16 protein-coding genes and 1 pseudogene are annotated in these 21,742 nt (G+C 66.3%); 12 read left to right on the top strand and 5 right to left on the bottom strand.

Annotated elements, in window-relative coordinates; translation table 11 throughout:
* Window positions 1–666: 666 nt before the first annotated feature.
* The 4 genes and pseudogenes from ligC to QOI01_RS28225 all read left to right on the top strand — a co-directional run.
* Window positions 667–798: pseudogene (gene ligC / locus QOI01_RS28240) on the top strand (ATP-dependent DNA ligase); the annotation flags it as partial.
* Between the two features lie 19 nt (window positions 799–817).
* Entirely contained in the window at window positions 818–1,441 is a 624-nt protein-coding gene (locus tag QOI01_RS28235) for a TetR/AcrR family transcriptional regulator (RefSeq protein WP_526386454.1), read from the top strand.
* A 200-nt stretch (window positions 1,442–1,641) separates the two neighbouring features.
* Complete coding sequence (locus QOI01_RS28230; protein ID WP_526386457.1) at window positions 1,642–2,046, top strand: MmpS family transport accessory protein; 405 nt, start codon at window positions 1,642–1,644, stop codon at window positions 2,044–2,046.
* On the top strand, window positions 2,043–4,970 hold the full coding sequence (locus tag QOI01_RS28225; protein WP_526386453.1) for an MMPL/RND family transporter: 2,928 nt from the start codon (window positions 2,043–2,045) through the stop codon (window positions 4,968–4,970). The genes QOI01_RS28230 and QOI01_RS28225 overlap by 4 nt, the downstream gene beginning before the upstream one ends.
* On the opposite strand, the gene QOI01_RS28220 is transcribed toward QOI01_RS28225, so the two are convergent.
* From QOI01_RS28220 to QOI01_RS28205, 4 genes are all read right to left on the bottom strand, one after another.
* On the bottom strand, window positions 4,946–6,673 hold the full coding sequence (locus QOI01_RS28220; protein WP_526386452.1) for a diol dehydratase reactivase ATPase-like domain-containing protein: 1,728 nt from the start codon (window positions 6,671–6,673) through the stop codon (window positions 4,946–4,948). The two genes, QOI01_RS28225 and QOI01_RS28220, sit on opposite strands and share 25 nt — an antisense overlap.
* On the bottom strand, window positions 6,670–6,939 hold the full coding sequence (locus tag QOI01_RS28215) for a diol dehydratase small subunit (RefSeq protein WP_526386456.1): 270 nt from the start codon (window positions 6,937–6,939) through the stop codon (window positions 6,670–6,672). The genes QOI01_RS28220 and QOI01_RS28215 overlap by 4 nt, the downstream gene beginning before the upstream one ends.
* A gap of 65 nt (window positions 6,940–7,004) precedes the next feature.
* Window positions 7,005–9,233, bottom strand: a complete 2,229-nt coding sequence (locus QOI01_RS28210) for a propanediol/glycerol family dehydratase large subunit (protein WP_526386455.1) — start codon at window positions 9,231–9,233, stop codon at window positions 7,005–7,007.
* A gap of 106 nt (window positions 9,234–9,339) precedes the next feature.
* Window positions 9,340–10,872 (bottom strand): amino acid permease, encoded by a 1,533-nt coding sequence (locus tag QOI01_RS28205; protein ID WP_526386451.1) that lies wholly within the window; start codon window positions 10,870–10,872, stop codon window positions 9,340–9,342.
* Between the two features lie 192 nt (window positions 10,873–11,064).
* Here QOI01_RS28205 and QOI01_RS28200 point away from each other — a divergent pair, with 192 nt between their 5' ends.
* The 5 genes from QOI01_RS28200 to QOI01_RS28180 all read left to right on the top strand — a co-directional run bounded on the left by QOI01_RS28200 (window position 11,065) and on the right by QOI01_RS28180 (window position 15,759).
* Window positions 11,065–12,342 carry a class-III pyridoxal-phosphate-dependent aminotransferase gene (locus QOI01_RS28200; RefSeq protein ID WP_526386450.1) on the top strand — a complete coding sequence of 426 codons (1,278 nt, stop codon included), beginning with the start codon at window positions 11,065–11,067 and terminating at the stop codon, window positions 12,340–12,342.
* Window positions 12,343–12,367: 25 nt separating this feature from the next.
* Window positions 12,368–13,375, top strand: coding sequence for a phosphotransferase enzyme family protein (locus QOI01_RS28195; RefSeq protein WP_526386449.1), 1,008 nt, complete (start codon window positions 12,368–12,370; stop codon window positions 13,373–13,375).
* Between the two features lie 26 nt (window positions 13,376–13,401).
* Entirely contained in the window at window positions 13,402–14,181 is a 780-nt protein-coding gene (gene fabG / locus QOI01_RS28190) for a 3-oxoacyl-ACP reductase FabG (RefSeq protein WP_526386448.1), read from the top strand.
* A 59-nt stretch (window positions 14,182–14,240) separates the two neighbouring features.
* Complete coding sequence (locus QOI01_RS28185; RefSeq protein ID WP_526386447.1) at window positions 14,241–15,017, top strand: GntR family transcriptional regulator; 777 nt, start codon at window positions 14,241–14,243, stop codon at window positions 15,015–15,017.
* 97 nt (window positions 15,018–15,114) lie between these two features.
* Window positions 15,115–15,759 carry an MBL fold metallo-hydrolase gene (locus tag QOI01_RS28180; RefSeq protein WP_526386446.1) on the top strand — a complete coding sequence of 215 codons (645 nt, stop codon included), beginning with the start codon at window positions 15,115–15,117 and terminating at the stop codon, window positions 15,757–15,759.
* A 36-nt stretch (window positions 15,760–15,795) separates the two neighbouring features.
* Here QOI01_RS28180 and QOI01_RS28175 read toward each other — a convergent pair whose 3' ends face one another.
* Complete coding sequence (locus QOI01_RS28175) at window positions 15,796–16,032, bottom strand: hypothetical protein (RefSeq protein WP_526386445.1); 237 nt, start codon at window positions 16,030–16,032, stop codon at window positions 15,796–15,798.
* Window positions 16,033–16,570: 538 nt separating this feature from the next.
* On the opposite strand from QOI01_RS28175, the gene QOI01_RS28170 reads away from it, so the two are divergent.
* The 3 genes from QOI01_RS28170 to QOI01_RS28160 are packed head-to-tail and all read left to right on the top strand — an operon-like array spanning window position 16,571 to window position 21,603.
* Window positions 16,571–19,195, top strand: a complete 2,625-nt coding sequence (locus QOI01_RS28170) for a helix-turn-helix transcriptional regulator (RefSeq protein WP_526386444.1) — start codon at window positions 16,571–16,573, stop codon at window positions 19,193–19,195.
* A 9-nt stretch (window positions 19,196–19,204) separates the two neighbouring features.
* A complete protein-coding gene (gluQRS, locus tag QOI01_RS28165) occupies window positions 19,205–20,077 on the top strand; it encodes a tRNA glutamyl-Q(34) synthetase GluQRS (protein WP_526386443.1) in 873 nt (290 codons plus the stop codon).
* A gap of 44 nt (window positions 20,078–20,121) precedes the next feature.
* Window positions 20,122–21,603, top strand: a complete 1,482-nt coding sequence (locus QOI01_RS28160; protein ID WP_526386442.1) for an ABC transporter permease subunit — start codon at window positions 20,122–20,124, stop codon at window positions 21,601–21,603.
* The last annotated feature ends 139 nt before the right edge of the window (window positions 21,604–21,742 follow it).

Below are 21,742 nucleotides of genomic sequence, written 5' to 3'. Positions count from 1 at the left end.
ACGCGCCTGCGGTCTCGCGGAACGCATCCCCGGTTGTCTGATCGGCTACTTGCCGCTGGCAGCTGGCGCTGACGTGTGAGTAGTCGGGACGTTCGACCCGCGACTGTAAGACGCGCATCCCGTTCGTAGTCATGACCAACAGAACGACCAGCTGTGCAGGCAGGCGAGCTGGAGGAATAGCGCACGTTTGGAATACCGTCACTCCGCCAGCAATCAAAGAGCTGCGGCGCGGCTGCCTACACATGCAACGAGACGACACCGGACGTATCTACCGCTATAAGGTCGCTAGCCGGGCCTTCAAGGGTGAGAACGACCCGCGCGGGGTGGACGCAATGTGGGTCATCGGGACACCGGCCGCCCGCTGCCATCCGTGTGCTCGAAAGGCTGCAGTCCGCAGAGACGGATTTACTGTTCGCCTACCACCCGTTGATTCAGCTCGAGTCCTCACGCGGCGGCCAGATTAGGGCATCGACCTCAAGTTGGGCAGTGACCAATCTCAACGCCTTCATCACCTGGGTCAACGACTATTGCGCTGAGCGCGGCCGCAACGACGGCATCCCAAGCGTCAATGGGAGGCCATGGCGGCTCACTACTCCACAATTCCGCCGCACGCTGGCCTGGTTCATTGCCCGCCGCCCCGGCGGCTCGATCGCCGGAGCAATCGCTTACCGCCACACCGCTCAGTTCAACCGGTGGCGGACCGATCGCGAACCGCGCTCGTGCACGTATGCCCAACTCGAGCAACCGCTTTCATTTCAGCTCGACGACATCGTGCCGGGCCTGGGATCGGCCGGCTAGGCAACTTCTGGCGCGGGCTATGGTGAGCGCTGTGCCTCCCGTGTCCGGTCACCCCGCGGATGCCTCGCCGTGGACGCCCCGGGAGGCCGAACTGCTGGCGGTCACGTTGCAGCTGTTGCAGCAGAACGGCTACGACCGGTTGACGTTGGAGGCGGTCGCGACCACGGCCCAGGCCAGCAAGGCGACGATGTACCGGCGCTGGCCGACGAAGGCCGAGTTGGTACTGGCCGCATTCATCGAGGGTGTCCGTCAGGTCGCCGTGCCGCCCGACACCGGCACCCTGCGCGGAGATCTGCTGTATCTCGGGGAGTCCATCCTAGACCAATGTGGCCAGCACGCAGGCACCCTGCGCGCAGTGCTGGTCGAGGTTTCGAACAATCCAGCGCTCAGCGACGCAATGCAGACTCAATTCATCGACAAGCGGAGGGCCTTGATGCAGTTCATCCTGCAACAGGCCATCGACCGCGGAGAGATCGACGGCGCCGCCGTCAACGACGAGTTGTGGGATCTGCTGCCCGGCTACCTGACCTTCCGATCCGTCCTCCCGAACACTCCCCCCACCCCCCACACGGTGCAAGCCCTCGTCGACGACGTCCTCCTCCCCTCGTTGACGCGAACGACTAATCGAGGCGACCCGATCTAGGGCGTCGCGCGACCGCTTTGCGCAGCTCACGGGCAGAATGTCAAGACTTGTCCCGAGCAGTCCCGTACCGTACCGTTCTGCCATGTTGGTCGATCTCGCCCCGCAACTGCGACTGAGTTCCGTCCAGTAGTTTGTCGAGCTCGTCGAAAGGTCAACGAGTGAAGAGAGTTTCGATCGGCAACCTGGTCAGGAAACACTGGATGGTGGTGATCGCCGTGGTGGTGGTCGCGATCACCGGGTTCGCCGTGTACCGGCTGAATGGCATCTTCGGCTCCAACAACGTGGTCTCACGGCCCAGTGCCGACTCGCTGGAGAACCCGGACTACAACCCCAAGCGCGTCCTGTTCGAGGTCTTCGGGCCGCCCGGATCCGTGGCGACCATCAACTTCCTGGACAAGGACGCCCAGCCCCAGCGCGTCGACGACGCGGCCTTGCCGTGGTCGACCACGCTGACCACGACGGATCCCACGCTCTTCGCCGATCTCCGTGCCCAGGGCGACGCAGCGCCCATCGGTTGCCGCATCACCGTCAACGGCATCGTCAAGGACGAAAGGTCCACCAGCAACGTGAATGGATACATCGCCTGCCTGGACAAGTCCGCATGAGCGAACACAGTGTCAAGGACGTCGAGGACGCCCAGGGCTCGCGGATCGCGCGCAACATCCGGCGCTTCGCCGTCCCCATCCTGCTCATCTGGGTCGCGATCGCCGCGTTGACCAACGTCTTCACCCCGCAACTCGAGATCGTCGGAGAAGCCCGCTCGGTTGGGTTGAACGCGCCCGACTCACCGTCGATCATGGCGATGAGGCACATCGGCCAGACCTTCCACGAGTTCGACTCCGACAGCGCGGCGATGATCGTGCTCGAGGGCGACCAACCTCTTGGCCCCGACGCTCACCACTTCTACGACGACATGGTCAAGCGCCTGGGGCAGGACACCAAGCACGTCCAGCACATTCAGGACTTCTGGGGGGACCCCCTGACGGCGGGCGGTTCGCAGAGCAAGGACGGCAAGGCCGCTCTCGTGCAGGTGTATCTGGCGGGAAATCAGGGCGAGGCGTTGGCCAATGAATCGGTCGACTCCATCCGAGACATCGTGGCCAGCATCCCGCCCCCACCGGGGGTCAAGGCGTACGTCACCGGTGCCTCACCGCTGATCGCCGACAACTTCGAGATCGGCAACAAGGGCACCGAACAGGTCACCCTGGTCACCTTCCTGGTCATCGCGATCATGCTGCTGTTCGTCTACCGCTCGATCGTCACGATGATCATCGTGCTGCTGACGGTCCTCGTCGAGTTGTCCGCTGCCCGAGGGGTGGTCGCCTTTCTCGCGAACTCGGGAGTCATCGGCCTGTCGACTTACACGACCAATCTGCTGACGCTGCTGGCCATCGCGGCGGGTACCGACTACGCGATCTTCGTCGTCGGGCGATATCACGAAGCGCGTGGGGCAGGTGAGGAACGTGAAGCGTCGTACTACACGATGTTCCGCAGCACCTTGCACGTGATCATCGGTTCGGGACTGACCATCGCCGGCGCGGTGTACTGCCTGAGCTTCACCCGGCTGCCCTACTTCCAGACCTTGGGGTTGCCCGCCGCGCTCGGCGTGCTCGTCACGCTGGCGGCGGCGCTCACCCTCGGGCCCGCGGTGCTGGTGATAGCCAGTCACTTCGGACTCCTGGAGCCCAAGCGCAAGATGCGCACCCGCGGGTGGCGCCGCATCGGCACCGTCATCGTGCGGTGGCCCGGTCCCATCCTCATCGTGTCCCTCGCGCTGGCCCTGATCGGTCTACTCGCCCTGCAGGGGTACAAGACCAGCTACGACGCCCGGCCGTACCTGCCCGCCTCGGCGCCGGCCAACGTGGGCTATGCGGCCGCCGAGCGCCACTTCTCCGAGGCGCGGCTGAACCCCGAACTGTTGATGGTCGAGAGCGATCACGACATGCGGAACCCCGCGGACATGCTCATCCTCGAACGCATCGCGAAGGCGGTCCTGCACACCCCTGGTATCTCGCTGGTGCAGTCGATCACCCGACCCCTTGGTACGCCGATCACGCACAGCTCCATCCCATTTCAGATCAGCGCGACCAGTGCCAGCCAGATCATGAACCTCAGCTACCAGCAGGCCAGAGCGCAGGACATCATGAAACAGGTCGACCAGACCAGTAAGTCGATCGGCATCCTCGAACAGCAACTGGAGCTGCAGAAGCAGAGTGCCTCCGCGACCGACGAACAGGTCCAGGCGTTCCACGACACCGTCGCGACGATCAACGAGGTGCGCGACAACCTCGCCAACTTCGACGACTTCTTCCGGCCGCTGCGCAACTACTTGTACTGGGAGCCACACTGCTTCGACATACCGTCGTGCGCGGCGTTGCGATCGGTGTTCGACTCACTCGACGGCATCTCCGAGCTCAGCGATCAGTTCGGGAAGATCACGGCGAGTCTGGACAAGCTCAATGCCCTTCAGCCGCAACTCGTGTCCCTGATCCCACCCCAGCTCGACGTTCAGGAAGCCAACCGCGACCTGCTCCGGTCGAACTACGCCACCACGGCGGGCACCGACGCGCAGTCGGTGGAAGCGCTCAAGAACGCGACCGCGCTCGGAAAGGCCTTCGACGACGCCAAGAACGACGACTCCTTCTATCTGCCCCCGGAGGCGTTCGACAACCCCGACTTCAAGCGCGGCCTCAAGCTGTTCCTCTCACCGGACGGCAAGGCGGCCCGCATGACCATCACGCACGAGGGCAATCCCTCGACGCCAGAGGGCATCTCGCACATCGACGCCATCAAGAACTCGGCGTTCGACGCGATCAAGGCCACCCCGTTGTCGGATGCCAAGATCTACGTCGCAGGCACCGCGTCGTCCTACAAGGACATTCAGGACGGCGCCAAGTACGACCTGCTGATCTGTGCGCTGGCCGCACTGAGCCTCATCCTGCTGATCATGGTCTTCATCACCCGAAGCCTGGTGGCCGCCATCGTCATCGTGGGCACCGTCGCACTGTCGCTGGGAGCGTCCATCGGATTGTCGGTTCTGGTGTGGCAGTACCTCTTCGGCATCCCGCTCTACTGGATCGTGGTCCCCCTCGGCATCATCCTGCTGCTGGCGGTCGGGGCCGACTACAACCTGCTGCTGATATCCCGGTTCCAGGAGGAGGTAAAGGCGGGACTGAAGACCGGCACCATCCGTGCGATGGCAGGCACCGGTGGGGTCGTCACCGCCGCCGGTCTGGTGTTCGCCTTCACGATGTCGTCGTTCATCGTCAGCGATCTGATCGTGCTCGGCCAGATCGGCACCACGATCGGCCTTGGCCTGATGTTCGACACGTTGATCGTGCGGTCGTTCATGACGCCGTCCATTGCGACCCTGCTTGGCCGCTGGTTCTGGTGGCCTCAGATCATCCGCACCCGCCCGGCCAGCCAGATGCTGCGCCCCTACGGCCCACGCCGCGCGGTCCGCGATCTGCTCGAGCGTGACCCGGACACACGTCCGATACGTTCTCAGCCGCCGGAGGACCCTGCGTAGAGGTGGATCAACCCGGACGCGACCGCGAACCGCGGGCCGTGCAGTCCGTCGATGCTGGCCCGCCCCACGACGACGGACGTCGAGCGCAGTGATTCTCCGACCGTCCGCAGCAGTTCGTCGTCGAGGGCGCCGCCCCCGGCCAGGACGAGCGCGGGCGGCGGTTCGTCGAACGCGCGTAGGCCACGGACGATGTTCGCCGCCACCGTTTCCTGCTTGATCGCCAGGCGCAGACTGCGCCACTCCTCGGCCGCGAGCCTGACGGAAAACGGGACCAGCCCGGCACTTCCGCGGGTGCACAGCCTGCCGATCGCGTCGGCGGGGGCGGGACTGTCCAAGAACAGCCGGCGTCCGTCCTCCTCGTGCGCGACGTGCGGACCCTCGACCCGCAACGCGGGGCTGCGCTTGACCCGTTCGGCAAGAGCACGCGGAATGTTCAGCACCCGCGCGACGGCCGTCGTGATCGCCTCCCCCGCGCCCGCCGCGGTCACGGCGCGGTCCACGCCGATCAGGTCGATGGTGCCGCCGCCGATGTCGCATACGACGGTGCCAGGCGGCAGGCCCTGCGTCGTCCGCGCCCCGACGGCCGCGGCCTCCGGCTCTGCTGCGATGGTGCGGGTCGGGCGTCCGGTGAGGTCCTGCAGCGTCTCGGCGGCGTCGGCGACGAGGTCGGCGGCCAGCAGCGCGACCACGGTGCCGCGCGTGTCGGCGACGCCGCGTCGTAGCCACGCCCCGTTGTCGATCGACGACAGGTCGGTGAAGAAGGCGTCGTCGACCGAAATGCCGTTCTGTGCGGCGGGAATCGAGTGCAGGCGGACCTCGACGACGTTGCCCGGCGGCGCGAGCCGCAGAACGCTGTGCGCCTGGGCGGGTGTGTACCGCACCGTCCGTCCGTCGACGGTGCAGTCGACGTAGTCGTCGTCGACAGTCGGAGGGTCGGGCGGCCCGGTGCGGCGGGTCACGGCGATCGCCGGGGAGTCCGCGAGTTCGCGGGTGAACTCGGCGACGTGCTGGATCCCGTCGTGCCCGAGGTCCAAGGCGACACAGAGCGCGATCGGGTCCGCCATCGCCCGGTAGGCGCGGCCTTCGGCGACGACCTCCACCGCGACCAACGCGCCCGGTTCGACGCCGTCGACGTCGACCTCGTCGACGACCGGCACGTCGATGGAGATCCGGTTGCGGATCAGCACGGCGTCGTCCTGGGCAGCGATCACCCCGACGACGTGCCAGCCCCGGGCTACGGCCGCCGAGATCCCGCGCGCCGCCACTTCGAAGTCAGTGGCCCCGTCAACGGAGACTATTGTCGGGCCTGCTGTTACGTCCGCGGCCAGACTGCCCAGCGGCACGTGCCGCCCCACTCCGAGACCCGTTCCCGCCGGCGTGCTGGCATCGACCTTGCGCAGACTCTTCACCGGCGACCATGGCGAGGTTGGCGGCGGGATGGGTGCGGTCGCGGTGTCCACCGGCCGGAGCGCGGCCAGCAGGAGCAGGTCGGCCGTTACGTCTGCGTCGACCTCCAGGCCGTGCAACAACGCCGCAGCGCCTCGTAGCGACTCCCTCGAACCCTTGCGCCCCCGCGTGGGACCCTGCCCGTGGGCGATCTGTTCGACGGCCCCGCCACCGACTCGGGCCAGGACGATCTCCGTGGTGTGGTTGCCGACGTCTACCCCTGCCACTATCACCTCGCTGACAGCGCCTGACGTCACCGCAATAGACCTCGCCTCGCGTAGACCACGGCGGCCTGTCGAACCAGCTCCGCGCAACGGGACGCGCCGCGGGTCTCCAGCGAGGCGCGCAGCGCATCGAGCTCCTCGGCGGTGGAGCGATGCGGTCGCAGCGACTCGTAAAGTTTCATCACTTCGTCATCGTCGATGGTCGCGAGTTCCGCTGCGCGGAGGAAGTTCTCGGCCAACTGCGGATTCCCGCCGGCGTCGGCGACGACAGCCTGGTGGGCCAGGGTCGCCGGGTCCATCCGGAGATCCGACAGGCTGAGGTTGCCGTCGACGGCGGCTTGGACGGTGAACTTCTGTTCGCTCGTCACCGTCGCACCTCCACCGTCGTCGGCGCCTGACCCGGTTCGCAGGCCTCCCGCTCGAGTGCGACGAGTGCCACGGCGCGGGCGTGGTAGCGGGCGGAGATCGACTCGTCGGTGCCGCCGGTGAAGATCGGCACCGGGGCCATTCCCTTGGCATGCCTGGCCGCGTTCTTGCCAAGCTCGCGGTACATCCGCGCGGTCAGCAGGGGGGCGACGCTGAACAGTTCGAGATTCGCCAGCGGCGCCAGATCCCGGCGGTGGATCAGCGCGGTTCCCTTGCCCTGCAATCCGATTCCGATTCCCGACCCGGACAGCCGCGCTGCGGTCAGGCCGATCAGCCCGACGTCGATGGTCGAGCGGATCCGCACCAGTCGCGGTACGCAGCCCTCTTCCTCGAGGCCGGCCGAGATCTGCCGCAGCATTTCGCCGACCGTGAGGCCGCACAGCGACAGCCAGACCGTCCGGCCAAGGGCAGGCGAGAGGCCGATGCACACCTCGCGGGGATCGCTTCCCTGACGGGCGATCTCGATGTCGGTGAATCCGACCTCGTCGCGATGCTCGGCCTGATCGGAGGTCAACTCCGCAGTTGTCCGCTCCTGGCGGATGCCGTCAATCTCGGCACGGCGCTCGGCGGTGAGCGCGTAGCCGCTGCCGGGGCCCGCGTAGTCGTTGGGGTCGGTGATCTTGGAGAGCACGTGGAAGTTCTCGTCGAAGATCGCCGACGTCTGCAGTTGGTCGCCGCGCAGACGCTCCCGGGTCAGCCGCATGATGGCGTCGGCTTCGGAGTCGAAGCCGGTGCGCTTCAGCGAGGCGATGACGTCGAACACCGTCAGCTGCTTGGCCTCGATCGAGGTGGCCGCCTCCGCCACGGCCTTCGGGTCACCGGGTGAGAGGTCGCGCGATCCGTTGGCCACCACCACGGCATCGACGCGGTCGTCGTCGAAGTCCGCGAGACCGAGATCGCGGTACACCGCCTGCACGGCCGTGGCGGCACGGCGGCGGACCCGGGCGAGGTGCTCCGCCGGCACCGTACGCAACCCGCCGTCGACACCCCAGTCCCGTTGCAGCACCAGGAAGTCGTCCATGTCGTCGGAGTTGAAGTTCGACAGCGCGAAGGCGTTGTCATAGCGCGGAATCGAGCCGAAACCGGAGAAGATGAAGTCGGCCCCCGCGAGCAGGACGGGCAGCGTGTGCGCGCTGCGGCGGATGTCGGATTCGGAGATCAGGTTGTCGTTGCCCGCGCAGGACTCCAGATCGCGCATCATGACCATCAGGTTCTCGGCGAGCAGTTCCTTCATGCCCTCCGGCACCGACGCCACCACCCCGACGCCGTCGATGCCACCGTTCTGCACGCCTTGCGACCCAAGGGCGCGGGCGAGCGAGACGCAGCGCGACTCCAGGTACAGGATCGAGCACTTCTCGGCCGCTCCCATCAACACCTCGGCGCCGCCGCCGCTGGTGACCCGCATCTTCAGCCCCCGGGAGGCGTAGGCGGAGGTGAGGATCGCCTTCGAGAACGGAGTGTCGTCACCGTCGACGAACACCTGCTCGGTGCCGTAGATGGAGATCGTCTCGGCGTAGCTGGTCAGCCCGCGCAGTCCGAGCCGCAGCTCGAGTGCCTCCTCGATGGAGCACTGGGCCATCGCGCCGGGGACGCCGACCTGGCTGCCGATGAGCAGGGCGACCGCGTTGGACGGCGCGTCGCCCAGTACCGGCACGGTCGTCTCGACCTCGCGGAATCCCTGTGCGACGGCACTGGCGGCATCGGCTGCGATCAGGAGTGGGTCGTCGAGCTGGTTGGTCACGTGCGCCTGATTGCTCGGTGTCCGCCTGGCGCGCAACCTGGTCATCGCCATCTGCATCTCGACGGGCGACAGCAGCGCGACGACGCGGGCCAGTTTGGCAGGCGTGACCCCACCGATCAGGCGCACCACCTCCGCCCGTGGGACGTTGAAGTCGACGGTCATGCCGGCCAGTACCCGGTCGTCGAGTGCCATGGCCTCTTCGGCGACGTGGAGATCCAGCCCGTAGCGGGCGATGAACTCGTCGATCACGTCGAAGTCCGAAGTGGTCTTCCCGTCGAGCTCGACTATCTCCTTTCCGCGGCCTCTGTCCGCTATCACCAGGGACGGCTCCGGGTCGAATGGACTGCGCATCGCGACGAGTCCGAGGTCGGGGTTGGTGACGCTGAACCCGTCCAGGTTCACGGGTTTGGCGTCGAGGATCCGCATCCGCCCCTGGTCGAGGTCCTCAACGCGGCCGTGCACGTCGTCCATCGGGCGGTCCTCCTGGTACTGGAACCCTCATCCTCTCACCGAAGCCGGTGCGGCGGCTGCCCTAGTCTCGTACCACGTTGTCCTCGTAGACGATTCGCCCGATCATGTCGTAGCGGCGAGTGTCCCTGAACTTGAAGTACGTCGCCATCGCCGCGCCGAGCACGAACAGTCCGACCACGATCCACGGGGTGAGCTTGAACAGCAGGGTGCCCGACGCGGTGCCCGCCGCCGCATCCTTGTGCACCCACAGCAGGTAGACCACGTAGAGCATGCCGATACCGCCGAGCAGCGGGGCGAGGAACGTCTTGAACCAGTGCGCGCTCTGCTGATTCTGCTTGTGGAAGTGGAAGTAGCTGATCACGGAGAACGCGCACAGCGACTGCACGATCAGGATCGCCATGGTCCCCAGGATCGCCAGCAGCGTGTACATGTGCACGTAGGGATCCATGCCGGCCGCCAGGAACGACAGGATGATCACCAGGGTGATCCCACTCTGGACGAACGACGCAATGTGAGGCGAGCCGTGGGTGGGATGCGTTGCGCCGATGGACTTCTGGAGTCCTCTGGAGAGCCCCTCCCGGCCGAGCGCATAGAGGTAGCGCGAGGCGCAGTTGTGGAATGCCATCCCACAGGCGAACGATCCCGTGACGAGCAGGACGTTGAAGAGCGTGATCGCCCACTCGCCGTAGTAGCTGCGCACCGTGCCGAAGAAGATCTCCGAGGCGGTGTCGGGATCCTGCGCCAGGTCGATGGCGTGCTGCGGACCGGTTCCGGCGATCGCCATCCAGGAGATGAAGACGTAGAAGACACCGACACCGAGGACGCTGATCATGGTGGCCCGCGGGATGATCTTCTTGGGCTCGCGCGATTCCTCGCCGTACATCGCGGTGGACTCGAACCCGACCCACGACCAGAACGCGAAGAACAGGCCGAGTCCCGCGCTTGCGCCTGCGATGGCGGCCGGCTGGAACGCCCCGATCGGATTTAGGGTATCGGCGATGGCGAAGCCCTCCGGTCCGCCGCCGTGGAACAGCACGCCGAGCGCGCCGAGGGACAGCATGACGATCTCGGTCACCAGGAAGACACCGAGGACCTTGGCCGCGAGGTTGACGTCGAAGTACGTCAGGAGACAGTTGAGCACCACCATGAGCAGCGCCGGGACGATCCAATGGACGCTCACGTCGAACTGCGATTTCAGCAGGTTCTGGAAGAAGAACGAGAAGATGCCGATCAAGGAGGCCTCGAACACCACGTAGGCCATCGTGATCAAAAGACCGCTGGCCATGCCGACGATCCGGCCGAGGCCGTGGGAGATGTAGCCATAGAACGCGCCCGTGGCGGTGATGTGCTTGGCCATGGTGGCGTAGCCGACTGCGAACAGACCGAGCACGACGGTGGCGACGATGTAGCCCCCAGGTGCGTGCGAACCATTTCCGAATCCCACGGCGATCGGCACGTTACCGACCATTGCCGTGATGGGCGCGGCAGTGGCGACTGCCATGAAGATGACGCTCATCGTGCCGACGGCGTTGCGTTTGAGCCGCTGAACGTCTTGATGACGGCTTTCTGGGGGCGATACGGTTTTTTCGGTCATCTACCGGCGAACCTTCCTGACAGTCAGCGGACACCGCTGTGGCGTGAAACACACCCGAGCCGTTCGAATATTGACACTGCTGCTCGGCAATGGCAAGACCCATTGAGTACCATTGACACAATTGGTTGACCGTTTCTAGGGTGGCGTTTCGCGGTCAGAATCGATCTCGGCACGTCTCAGACAGGGAGCCTCTTGTACGACTACGGCACGTTCTCGTTCGAGTCCAAGGCGCAGGTCCTCGAGCAGGCGAAGAAGTACTGGAATCCGGACAAGACGCAGTTCTGGACCGACGCGGGCGTCGACCTCGTCGTCGACCGCAGGGAGGGTTACTTCCTCTGGGACATGAGCGGGCGCCGGCTCATCGACATGCACCTCAACGGTGGCACCTACAACCTCGGCCACCGCAATCCCGAGATCATGGCTGCTTTGATCGACGGCATGCAGTACTTCGACATCGGCAACCACCACTTCCCCTCGGTCGCTCGCACCGCACTGGCGCAACGGCTGGTCGACTCGGCGCCGGCGTCGATCACGAAGGTGGCCTTCGGATCCGGCGGCGGCGAGGCGATCGACATCGCACTCAAGAGCGCCAGACACGCCACCCAGCGCCGCAAGATCGTATCGATCGTCAAGGCCTATCACGGTCACACCGGACTGGCGGTCGCCACAGGTGACGACCGATTCTCCAAGCTCTTCCTCTCCGACCGGCCCGATGAGTTCGTGCAGGTGCCGTTCGGGGACGTCGACGCGATGGACCGGGCGCTCTCGGGCGGGGACGTCGCCGCCGTCATCATGGAGACCATTCCGGCCACATACGGATTCCCCCTTCCCCCAGCGGGATACCTCGAAGCGGTCAAGGAACTCACCGTCCGGTACGACGCCCTCTACATCGCCGACGAGGTACAGACGGGGCTGATGCGCACCGGCGAGATGTGGGGCATCACCAAGCACGGCATCGAGCCGGACATCATGGTCGCGGGCAAGGGACTCTCCGGGGGGATGTACCCGATCACCGCGGCGATGCTGAGCGACCGGGCCGCACAGTGGCTCGACCAGGACGGGTTCGCGCACATCTCGACGTTCGGTGGCGCCGAGCTCGGATGTGTGGCCGCGATCAAGACATTGGACATCACCGGCCGCCCCGAGGTCCGCTCGTCCGTGCACCACATCGCCGCCGTGTTCGCCGACGGACTGGCCCGCATCCAGGCCGACTACCCGGACTGGTTCGTCGGCATCCGGCAGAACGGCGTGGTGATCGGCCTCGAGTTCGACCATCCCGATGGCGCCAAGTTCGTGATGCGAGAGCTGTACGAGAACGGCGTGTGGGCGATCTTCTCGACCCTGGATCCCCGTGTGCTGCAGTTCAAACCGGGCCTTCTACTGAGCGACGAGCTCTGCGACGACGTGCTCGACCGCCTGTCCGCTGCGGTGGGCAAGGCGGCGAAGGCCGCGAGGTCGACGTGCGAATGACCGGTGCCGCGGGCAGGCTGTTGCAGTGAGCGATTCGTTCGTGGCCGATGACGTCGACATCGCGGAGCAGGCTCTCGCGGAGTACGACCTGTCGCCCGACTCGACTCTGCACCTGCTGAATCTGTCCGAGAACGCCACGTACGCGGTGCAGGATCCGAGCACGGGGTCGCGGTCGATTCTGCGCGTGCACCGCAAGGACTACCACCGCCCCCACGAGATCGAGTCCGAACTCGACTGGCTCGACGCGCTTCGGCGAGACGGTGACGTCACGGTGCCGACCGTGCTTTCGGCCCGCGACGGACGGCGTGTGGTTACCGTCGAGGCAGGCGGGACCCCACGCCACGTCGTGCACTTCGAGATGGTGACGGGCACCGAACCCGACGAGGCGACGCTGACGGTCGAGGACTTCCGCACGCTGGGCCGGATCACCGCCGCCCTGCACGACCATTCGAGGGCGTGGATCCGCCCGCCCGGCTTCGGCCGTTTCGCCTGGGACTGGCAGCACAGCCTCGGCGAGCAACCGCGCTGGGGCCGCTGGCAGGACGCGGTCGGCGTCGGCGCCGGTGAATCCGAGCTGTTGAGCCGCGCCGTGGGCCTCCTGAAGCGACGACTGTCGGAATACGGTACCGGCGAGGACGTCTTCGGCCTCGTCCACGCCGACCTGCGCCTGGCCAACTTGCTGGTGGACGACACCGGCGATCCCTCGAGGATCACCGTCATCGATTTCGATGACTGCGGATTCGGTTGGTACTTCTACGATTTCGGCACCGCGGTGTCTTTCTTCGAGGACGACCCGGCCGTTCCGGAATGGCAGGACGCCTGGGCCGCGGGCTACCGCTCGCGCCGGCCGCTGCCCGTGGACGACGAGGCCATGCTGCCCTCGTTCGTACTGCTGCGCAGACTGTTGCTGCTGGCGTGGATGGGTTCTCACAGTCACGCACAAGAATCCCAGGCGATGTCGATCACCTACGCCAGGGGCAGCTGCGAACTCGCGGAACGCTATCTATCCTTCGATGGCCTACGTCTAGCTTGAGTCCCACCACTGAAAGGCGAAACCACGTGTTCAACTCGCTGCAGGGCCGCTCGGCCATCGTCACCGGAGGAAGCAAGGGCATCGGCCGGGGCATCGCCGAGACGTTCGTCGCCGCCGGCGTCGACGTCGTCATCACCGGTCGCACCCAGCGCGACATCGACGCCACCGTCGCCGAGCTCGCGGGCGGGCCAGGTGCGGTGAGTGGGGTGGCTGCCGACGTGACGAGTCCGGACGACTGCCGACGCGTGGTCGCCACCGCGGTCGAAAGGCACGGGGCACTCGACATCGTCTGCGCCAACGCGGGCATCTTCCCGTCGGCACGCATCGAGGACCTCACTCCCGAGAACATCGAGGAGGTGATCGGCGTCAACTTCAAGGGCACGGTCTACATCGTGCAGGCAGCGCTAGCGGCGTTGGCGGCCAGCGGGCACGGCCGGGTCGTCATCACCTCGTCGATCACTGGACCGATCACCGGCTATCCGGGGTGGTCGCACTACGGTGCCAGCAAGGCGGCGCAACTCGGCTTCCTTCGCACCGCGGCAATGGAGCTGGCGCCCAAGAACATCACCATCAACGCGGTGCTGCCTGGCAACATCATCACGGAGGGTCTCATCGAAATGGGCCAGGAGTACATGGACCAAATGGCCGCCGCCGTGCCTGCTGGGCGGCTCGGCAGCGTGGCCGACATCGGGAATGCCGCACTGTTCTTCGCCACCGACGAGGCTGCCTACATCACGGGGCAGTCCCTCGTCGTCGACGGTGGGCAGATCCTGCCGGAGACCCAGGCGGCTATCGCGGAGCAGTAGGGACTGAATGGGGACCGCTACCCTAGAATTGGGCCTACCAAATCGGAGGAGGACGGCTCGTGCCGAGGCCGACGGAGGAGCTGCGGCGCCGGATCGTTGCCGACATCAACGCGGGCGTTCCCGGCGCAAAGCTGGGTAGCGAACGCGATCTGGCCGAGCGTTACTCCACCAGCCGCAACAGCCTGCGCCAGATACTCGCTGCATTGGAGGAGGCGGGCCTGGTCCATCGGGCGATCGGTCGGTCCGGTGGCATCTTCATCAGCCATGCGCAGGTCCAGCGCAGTTTGTCCGACGTCGTCGGTGTGCCCGCCTTCCTCGCGAGCCAGGGATACGTCGCTGGAACCCGGGTGCTGTCGACGAAGATCACCGCGCCTGACCGCATCACGCAGAAGGCCATGGAGATCGGCGCCGAAGACTTCGTCGTCGAGATCCAGCGCGTCCGCCTCGCCGACGGGTCGCCCATCTCCTTGGAGCTCGCGCAGTTTCCCGCGGAAGCCTTCCCCGGGTTGCTCGAGAAGCAGCTCGGCGGATCGATCTACGAGCTTCTCGAAAGCGACTACGGCCTCGTCGCCTCTCGCGCGGACGAGCGGATCGAGGCCGTCAACGCCACAGCGGAGGAAGCCTCTGTGTTGTCCGTCAAGCCCCAGTCGGCCCTGCTGCTGATCACCCGAATCACCTACGACCAGAACGGGACACCGTGTGAATTCTCTCGCGACCTGTTCAGGGGCGATCGTACGCGACTCGCGGTCACGGTGGCCGGACGCGGAGTCGGCGTCCAATCCACCGCGGGCACGGCGACCGTCGCCCTGCAGAGCCAGGACGTCAAGGCGAGCTGATCAGGGACACAGTAGTTTTGGGCACATCGGGAAAATCGCTTGACCTCAACTATGGTTGATGTTCAAGCATGGGTGCACCACGAACCTAGGAGAGCCCATGCGACCCATCCGCGCCGATCTGTGGGAAGCGCGCACCGACAATCCCCATCCGGGCCTGACCACCCACGCCTACCTGTGGACTGGCGGGCCCGACGGTAACGTCCTGTTCTACGGGCCCCAGACGGACGCCGACTTCGACGACATCGCGAGCCTCGGTGGGGTGGCACACCACTATCTGTCCCACCGCGACGAGGCGGGGCCGATGCTGGCCGAGGTCCAGCGCCGGTTCGGCGCGCGACTCCACGCGCCAGCGATCGAACTACTCGAGATCGGCAGGCACGCACACATCGACGTGCCGCTGGCGAGCAGACACGTCGACGGCAGCGGTATCGAGGTGATCCCCACGCCGGGTCATTCCCCCGGCAGCACCAGTTATCTGGTTCCCGGTGTCAACGGCCAGAGCTACCTATTCACCGGTGACACGATAATGCTTGGCGCCGAGGGACATTGGGTCGCCGGCTACATACCGCCGATCAGTGATGCCACTCCGCTCGGGGACAGCCTCCGCCTGCTGGGCACGCTGAAGCCCGACCTGGTCATCTCCAGCGCCTTCCCCGGTGAGACCGCCGTGCACGTCCCCGGCCCCCTGCGCTGGGCGGACTGCGTGAAGCAGGCACGTACACGACTGGCCGCCGTGGCCTGATACGTCATCGGGTCTCCCGCTCAACGGCCGGTGCACTCACAATCGCCCCATCTCCCGTGCCATGAGCGCGTTCTCCAGGTACGCGTACCGCGCCGGGTGGTCGCGTCGCACCCTCGGATGGTCCGAAGAAGCCGTCGCGAACAGGTGATGCGCAGTGGCGGCGAACACGTGGGTGATGGCGCCGAAGTCGTGCCCGGATCGCACGCTCGTCGGTGGTGTGGCGACGGGCTGTCGGGAGCGCGTCCCGATGGGCGTCGCAGTCAGAACGGACATTCCCCCTCCTACGATCGTGCCGGCCAATGTCCGTGCCGGCTTCCGGAGAATTACATCGTCACGGCGATCTGAGGGCCATGATTCAGTAGTCGATTACTGAGTTTCTGAGCCGTCACGGGGGTGACCACTGTCGCGAGATTGCCCAGCCCTGTGTTTCAATCCGCGAAGTAGTTTGCTCCGATGTCGAATCACCACAGGGGATTACGCGTCATTCGCCGACGGGCTAGCCGGTGTCGGGTTTGCTGGACGAGTAGCCGGTTCTGCGGCCTGCGCGCTGCGCAGCGCTGCAGGGTTGGCCAAATACGTTCCTTCACAACGGATTTCCCACGGAGATGGGAGCCGATCATCGGTACCGCGCTGCGGCCAGGTCCCTGGTGGCAGGGTCGACGACCATCGCCAGGCGCACACAGTCACATTCGCGTCGTGACACCGTCACTACGAAACCAGTTGTTAGCGAACGTGATGTGCGTCACCACGGACACCGTTTCACCTGGTAAATCACTTTGATCCTGTTGTGAACCCCTTCTACGCTAAGCGGGTGGGGTTGGGGTGGCCTCTGACCGGACGGTCGGAGGAGTTGGGGCTCATCGGGGACGCGATCTCGGATCCAGTGTCTTCGGGAGTAGTGCTGTGCGGTCCGGCCGGCGTGGGAAAGAGCCGGATCGTCCGCGAGGCTCTCACCGCAGCCGAATCGAATCAACGAGAGATCCGTTGGATCGTGGGCACGTCCTCGGGCCGGGCCGTACCGTTGGGCGCCTTCGCCGGTTGGGTGGGATCCGCCGAGCACGACAACCTTCGGCTCGTCCGTGACGTCGTCGACTCGGTCACCTCGACGTCGTCGGGAGATCTCGCGGTAATCGGTGTCGACGACGCCCATCTATTGGATGACCTGTCTACGTTCGTGATCCACCAGATCGTGCAGCGCGGTGCTGCCAAGGTCTTGCTCACGGTCCGCGACGGAGAGCTGATTCCCGCTGCGACGCAAGAATTGTGGAAGGCCGGCCAGTTCGACCGCCTCGACGTGCAGCCGCTGGCACGGGCCGGAATGACGGAGCTCGTCGCGGCCAGTCTTGGTGGCTGCCTCGACCCCGATGCGGCCGGCCTGTTGTGGAGGTTGACGGGGGGTAACGCCCTGTACGTCCGCACCATCGTGGAGCAGGAGTTGGCCTCCGGTCGACTGGCGCGCCAGGGCGCCTCGTGGCGGTGGATCTCCGAACCGGTCCTCCCGCGCGGTCTGGTCGAATTGATCGAGGCCCAGGTGGGCAGCCTGCCCGACAGCGTCAACGACGTCATCGACGTGCTGGCCGTCGGCGAGCCGGTCGAGCTGCAGTCGCTGCTCAGGATCACCGACGCACGCGCGGTCGAGGATGCGGAGCGTCGTGGGCTCATCGCACTCGAACCCGTCGGCGGCGGTATGGAGGCACGCGTGGCGCATCCTCTGTACGGCGAGGTGCGCAGGGAGGGCTCACCGACGACGAAGCTGCGGCGGCTTCGTGGTCTGGTCGCCGCCGAGCTCGCGAAGAGCGACTCCGGAGACGACATGCGCGTCGCTGTCCGCCGCGCCACACTGATGGTCCAGTCCGACCTCGAGCACGACCCCGATCTGCTGCTCAGAGCAGCGCGCGGGGCGGCGTGGCTGGCGGATCTGCCCTTGACCGAGCGGCTAGCCGCGGCGGCGGTGCGGGCGGGGGCGGGGTCAGAGGCCAGTTTCGTCAGGGCGCACGCGCTGTCGTGGCTCAGCAGGGGCCAGGAAGCCGACGCCGTGCTCCGCGAGATCGACACCGACGATTTGAACAATGCGGGCCGGGCCCGGCGTCTGCACCTGCGGGCTTGCAATCTCCTCTGGCCATTCGCGAACCCGACCGCTGCCAAGCAGTCCATCGACGACATCCCGGATGCCGCGCCGCCCGAATTCCGCAGCTACATCGACGCCTTCTATACCCAGTACTGGGCGGCGATGGGCGCGCCGCGCGCGGCCAGGAAGGCGTCGGCCGATCTGGCCCTCGATCAGCTTCCGGACGCGATCGCGGCGGGGACGGCGTTCGCACTGGCCATCTCCTCCGGGGACGAGGGACGAACGACCGACGCCGTGGCGGCCGCGGACGCGGGATACGCCGTTGCCGACCGTTCGTTCGGTGCTGCGCACATGCGATTCCTCGTCGCCGACGGCCACGTTGGAGCCCTTCTGCTGGCAGGTCGGATCGAAGACGCAGAGTCGACCGCCGAGGGTGTGCGGGGCCAGGCCATCGACCTGCCCGGTGCGGGGCAGTTCCTCAGCGCCGGCGTGGCTGGCCGGTCCGCCCTTGGCGCAGGCAGACTGACCACCGCCATCTCGTTGCTGGAGCCGCTGGTCGATTCCCTGACCTCGGCGGGGGACACGATCGGGTTCGGATACCGGTATCAGCTCGCGCTCGTCGTGGCACTCGCGATGCGCGGCGCGGCCGAGGAGTCCAGCGCCTCACTCGAACTCCTCGAGGAGCGGCGCCACCCGAGCTGGCAGTACCTGAATTACGAGCACCTGCTCGCGAGGGCGTGGGTCGGGGCGGTCCACGGCGCGGTCAGCGAAGCGATCGCGACCTTGCTGCAGGCAGCCGATACCTGCTGCGAGAGAGGACAATTCGCTCCTGAGGTGATGTGCCTGCAGACGGCGACGCAGTTCGGGGACCGCACGTGCGCGCCGCGGCTACGCGAGCTGCAAGCGATCGTCGAAGGGCCACGCGTCGGACTCGCAGCCAGTTTCGCCGAGGCGCTGTGCACCAACGACGGTGCGGCGATGACGGTGGTATCGCAAGACTTCGAGCGCATGGGTGATCGCATCGCGGCCATCGATGCGGCTGCCCATTCGGCCGTGGCCCACCGCGGCATGGGACTGCGCGGTTCGGCGTTGGGATGCGCGGCCCGCGCACAGCGACTCGCAGAGCAGTGCGGCCGCGCAGTGACACCTGCGCTCCGCAAGGCCGCCCAACACCTGCCGCTCACCGAACGCGAGTTCGAGATCGTGACGATGCTCGTCGACGGGCTGTCCAACCGGGAGATCGCCGAACGACTGACGGTTTCCGTGCGCACCGTCGAAAGTCACGTCTACAACGCGATGGCCAAGACCGGCACGAGTTGCCGTGCCGAACTCGCGGCCGTGCTACCGGGGACCTGGACGCTGGTCTAGATTGCGGCGATGAGCCCCGCAGGCCGGTTCGCGCCAAGCCCGTCGGCCGACCTGCACATCGGCAACGTCCGGACTGCTGTGTTGGCCTGGCTCTTCGCCCACTCGACGGGGCGCCGGTTCCTGATCCGCGTCGAGGATCTCGATGACCGCACGTCCGACGACGTCGCCGCGCGTCAGCTCCGCGACCTCGCCGCGGTTGGCCTGGTGTGGGACGAGCCCCCCGAGTACCAGAGCGCGCACGAACGTCGCTACGACGCCGTCGTCGGCGATCTGGTCGCGCGCGGATTGACCTACGAATGCCACTGCAGCAGAAAGGACATCCAACAGGCACCGCGCGCGCCCCACGCTCCGGAGGGGGCGTACCCGGGCACCTGCCGCGATCTCACCCCCCAGGAACGGGCCGCCCGCCGGGCCAGCGGCCGTCCTCCTGCCCTGCGCTTGCGCTCGGAGGTCGCCGAGTTCACCGTGACGGACCTCCTGCACGGCGACTACAGCGGAGTCGTAGACGACTTCGTGTTGCGCCGCGGCGACGGTGTGCCTGCGTACAACCTCGCGGTGGTCGTCGACGACGCGGCCCACGGCGTCGACCAGGTGGTGCGCGGTGACGACCTTCTGTCGTCGTCACCGAGACAGGCGTATCTGGGCTCGCTGCTCGGTTGCCCGCAACCGGTCTACGCACACGTGCCGCTGGTGCTGAACAGCCACGGCAAGCGGCTGGCCAAGCGCGACGGTGCGGTGACGGTCGGCGAGATCGGCGCACCGCGGGCGCTGGCTCGAATCGCCGAGTCGCTGGGCTTCGGCTCGGCCACCCTTGACGGAATGCTGTCGGAGTTCGATCCGGCGCGGCTACCACGGCATCCCTGGGCATATCGGCTGGGATGAGCAGAACTATTCCACGACACTCAGCTAGTTGCTAGGTTCCGCCGGTGACCTATTACCTTCGTCGAGCGCTGCTGGCGGTGATCCTGCTGGTGGCGGTGCTCGCCGCCGCGGCCTGCGGGGCGCCCGACTCGAACAAGGCGGACCGCATCCAGTCCGCTGGCGTGCTGCGTGTCGGCACGGAGGGCGTCTACGCGCCGTTCAGCTACCACGACGAGAGCGGCCAGCTGGTCGGCTACGACGTCGAGGTGGCGAAAGCGGTCGGCGACAAGCTCGGCGTGCAAGTCGAATTCGTTGAGACACCGTGGGATTCGATGTTCGCGGCGTTGGAGGCCAACCGATTCGACATCGTCGCCAACCAGGTCACCATCAACGACGAGCGCAAGGCCAAGTACGACCTGTCCGATCCGTATGCCATCGGCCAGGGCGTCATCGTCACCAGGGCCGACGACAACTCCATCAAGTCGCTTGCCGACCTCAAGGGCAAGGTCGCAGCCGAGAACCCCACCAGCAACTGGGCGGAACTGGCCCGTGCCAATGGTGCCAGGGTCGAGTCGGTCGACGGTTTCGCCCAGGCCATCAAACTCCTGAACCAGGGCCGGGTGGACGTCGTCGTCAACGACAGCATCGCGGTCTACCAGTACCTCGCCGAGACTGGCGACAAGACGGTCAAGATCGCCGCGGAGACATCCGAGAAGAGCGAGCAGGGCTTCGCCGCGCGCAAGGACAGCGGGCTGCTGCCGGAACTGAACAAGGCGCTGAAGGACCTGAGCAACGACGGCACCCTTGCGACGATCTCGAACAAGTACCTGAAGGCCAACGTTTCCGGAGCGCCTGCGCAGGCGGGCCAGCAGCAGGTGCAGCCGCGCTCGGCATGGAGGCTCATCGCCGACAACCTGTGGCCGCTGGCGAAGGCCGCGATCACGGTGACCATCCCACTGACGATCATCAGCTTCATCGTCGGCCTGATCATCGCGCTCGGGGTGGCGCTGGCCAGGCTGTCGAAGAACGGGGTGCTCGCAGGCGTCGCCCGGTTCTACATCTCGCTGATCCGCGGCACCCCGCTACTGGTGCAGCTGTTCATCGTCTTCTTCGCACTGCCCGAGTTCGGCATCAGGATCGACCCGTTCCCCGCCGCCATCATTGCGTTCAGCCTCAACGTCGGTGGCTACGCCGCCGAGATCATCCGGTCGTCGATCCAGAGCATCCCGAAGGGCCAGTGGGAGGCCGCCGAGACGATCGGCTTCAACTACGTCGGTGCGCTGCGCCGAATCATCCTGCCGCAGGCCACCCGGGTCGCCGTCCCGCCGTTGTCGAACACGCTGATCTCACTGGTCAAGGACACGTCGCTGGCCTCGACCATCCTGGTGACCGAACTGTTCCGCACCGCACAGAACGTCGCGGCACCGACGTTCGAATTCTTCGCTCTCTACGGCACGGCCGCCGTGTACTACTGGGTGATCTGCCTGGTGCTCTCGTTCGGCCAAAGCCGCCTTGAACGCCGACTGGAAAGGTACGTGGCTCGATGACTGACAACGGAGCCGAAGACGCGACCGGGGCTGCGAGGCCCGAGGTTACGCGAAGCGGAGTCGAGGACGCCACGACTGAAGTCGAATACCGCGTCACGGCAGAGGGCGTCAAGAAGGCATTCGGCGACAACGAGGTGCT

Origin of the sequence: Mycobacterium sp. (genome assembly GCF_032162605.1) — a bacterium.
Taxonomy (GTDB): Bacteria; Actinomycetota; Actinomycetes; order Mycobacteriales; family Mycobacteriaceae; genus Mycobacterium.
This window is presented reverse-complemented; position numbering and strand designations above follow the sequence as displayed.

Bases quoted from the DNA above. Each gene is read 5' to 3' on its own strand.
- QOI01_RS28235 (WP_526386454.1), top strand. From the start codon at position 818: ATGGTGAGCGCTGTGCCTCCCGTGTCCGGTCACCCCGCGGATGCCTCG.
- QOI01_RS28230 (WP_526386457.1), top strand. From the start codon at position 1,642: ATGGTGGTGATCGCCGTGGTGGTGGTCGCGATCACCGGGTTCGCCGTG.
- QOI01_RS28225 (WP_526386453.1), top strand. From the start codon at position 2,043: ATGAGCGAACACAGTGTCAAGGACGTCGAGGACGCCCAGGGCTCGCGG.
- QOI01_RS28215 (WP_526386456.1), bottom strand. From the start codon at position 6,939: ATGGACCCGGCGACCCTGGCCCACCAGGCTGTCGTCGCCGACGCCGGC.
- QOI01_RS28210 (WP_526386455.1), bottom strand. From the start codon at position 9,233: ATGCGGATCCTCGACGCCAAACCCGTGAACCTGGACGGGTTCAGCGTC.
- QOI01_RS28205 (WP_526386451.1), bottom strand. From the start codon at position 10,872: ATGACCGAAAAAACCGTATCGCCCCCAGAAAGCCGTCATCAAGACGTT.
- QOI01_RS28180 (WP_526386446.1), top strand. From the start codon at position 15,115: ATGCGACCCATCCGCGCCGATCTGTGGGAAGCGCGCACCGACAATCCC.
- QOI01_RS28175 (WP_526386445.1), bottom strand. From the start codon at position 16,032: ATGTCCGTTCTGACTGCGACGCCCATCGGGACGCGCTCCCGACAGCCC.
- gluQRS (WP_526386443.1), top strand. From the start codon at position 19,205: ATGAGCCCCGCAGGCCGGTTCGCGCCAAGCCCGTCGGCCGACCTGCAC.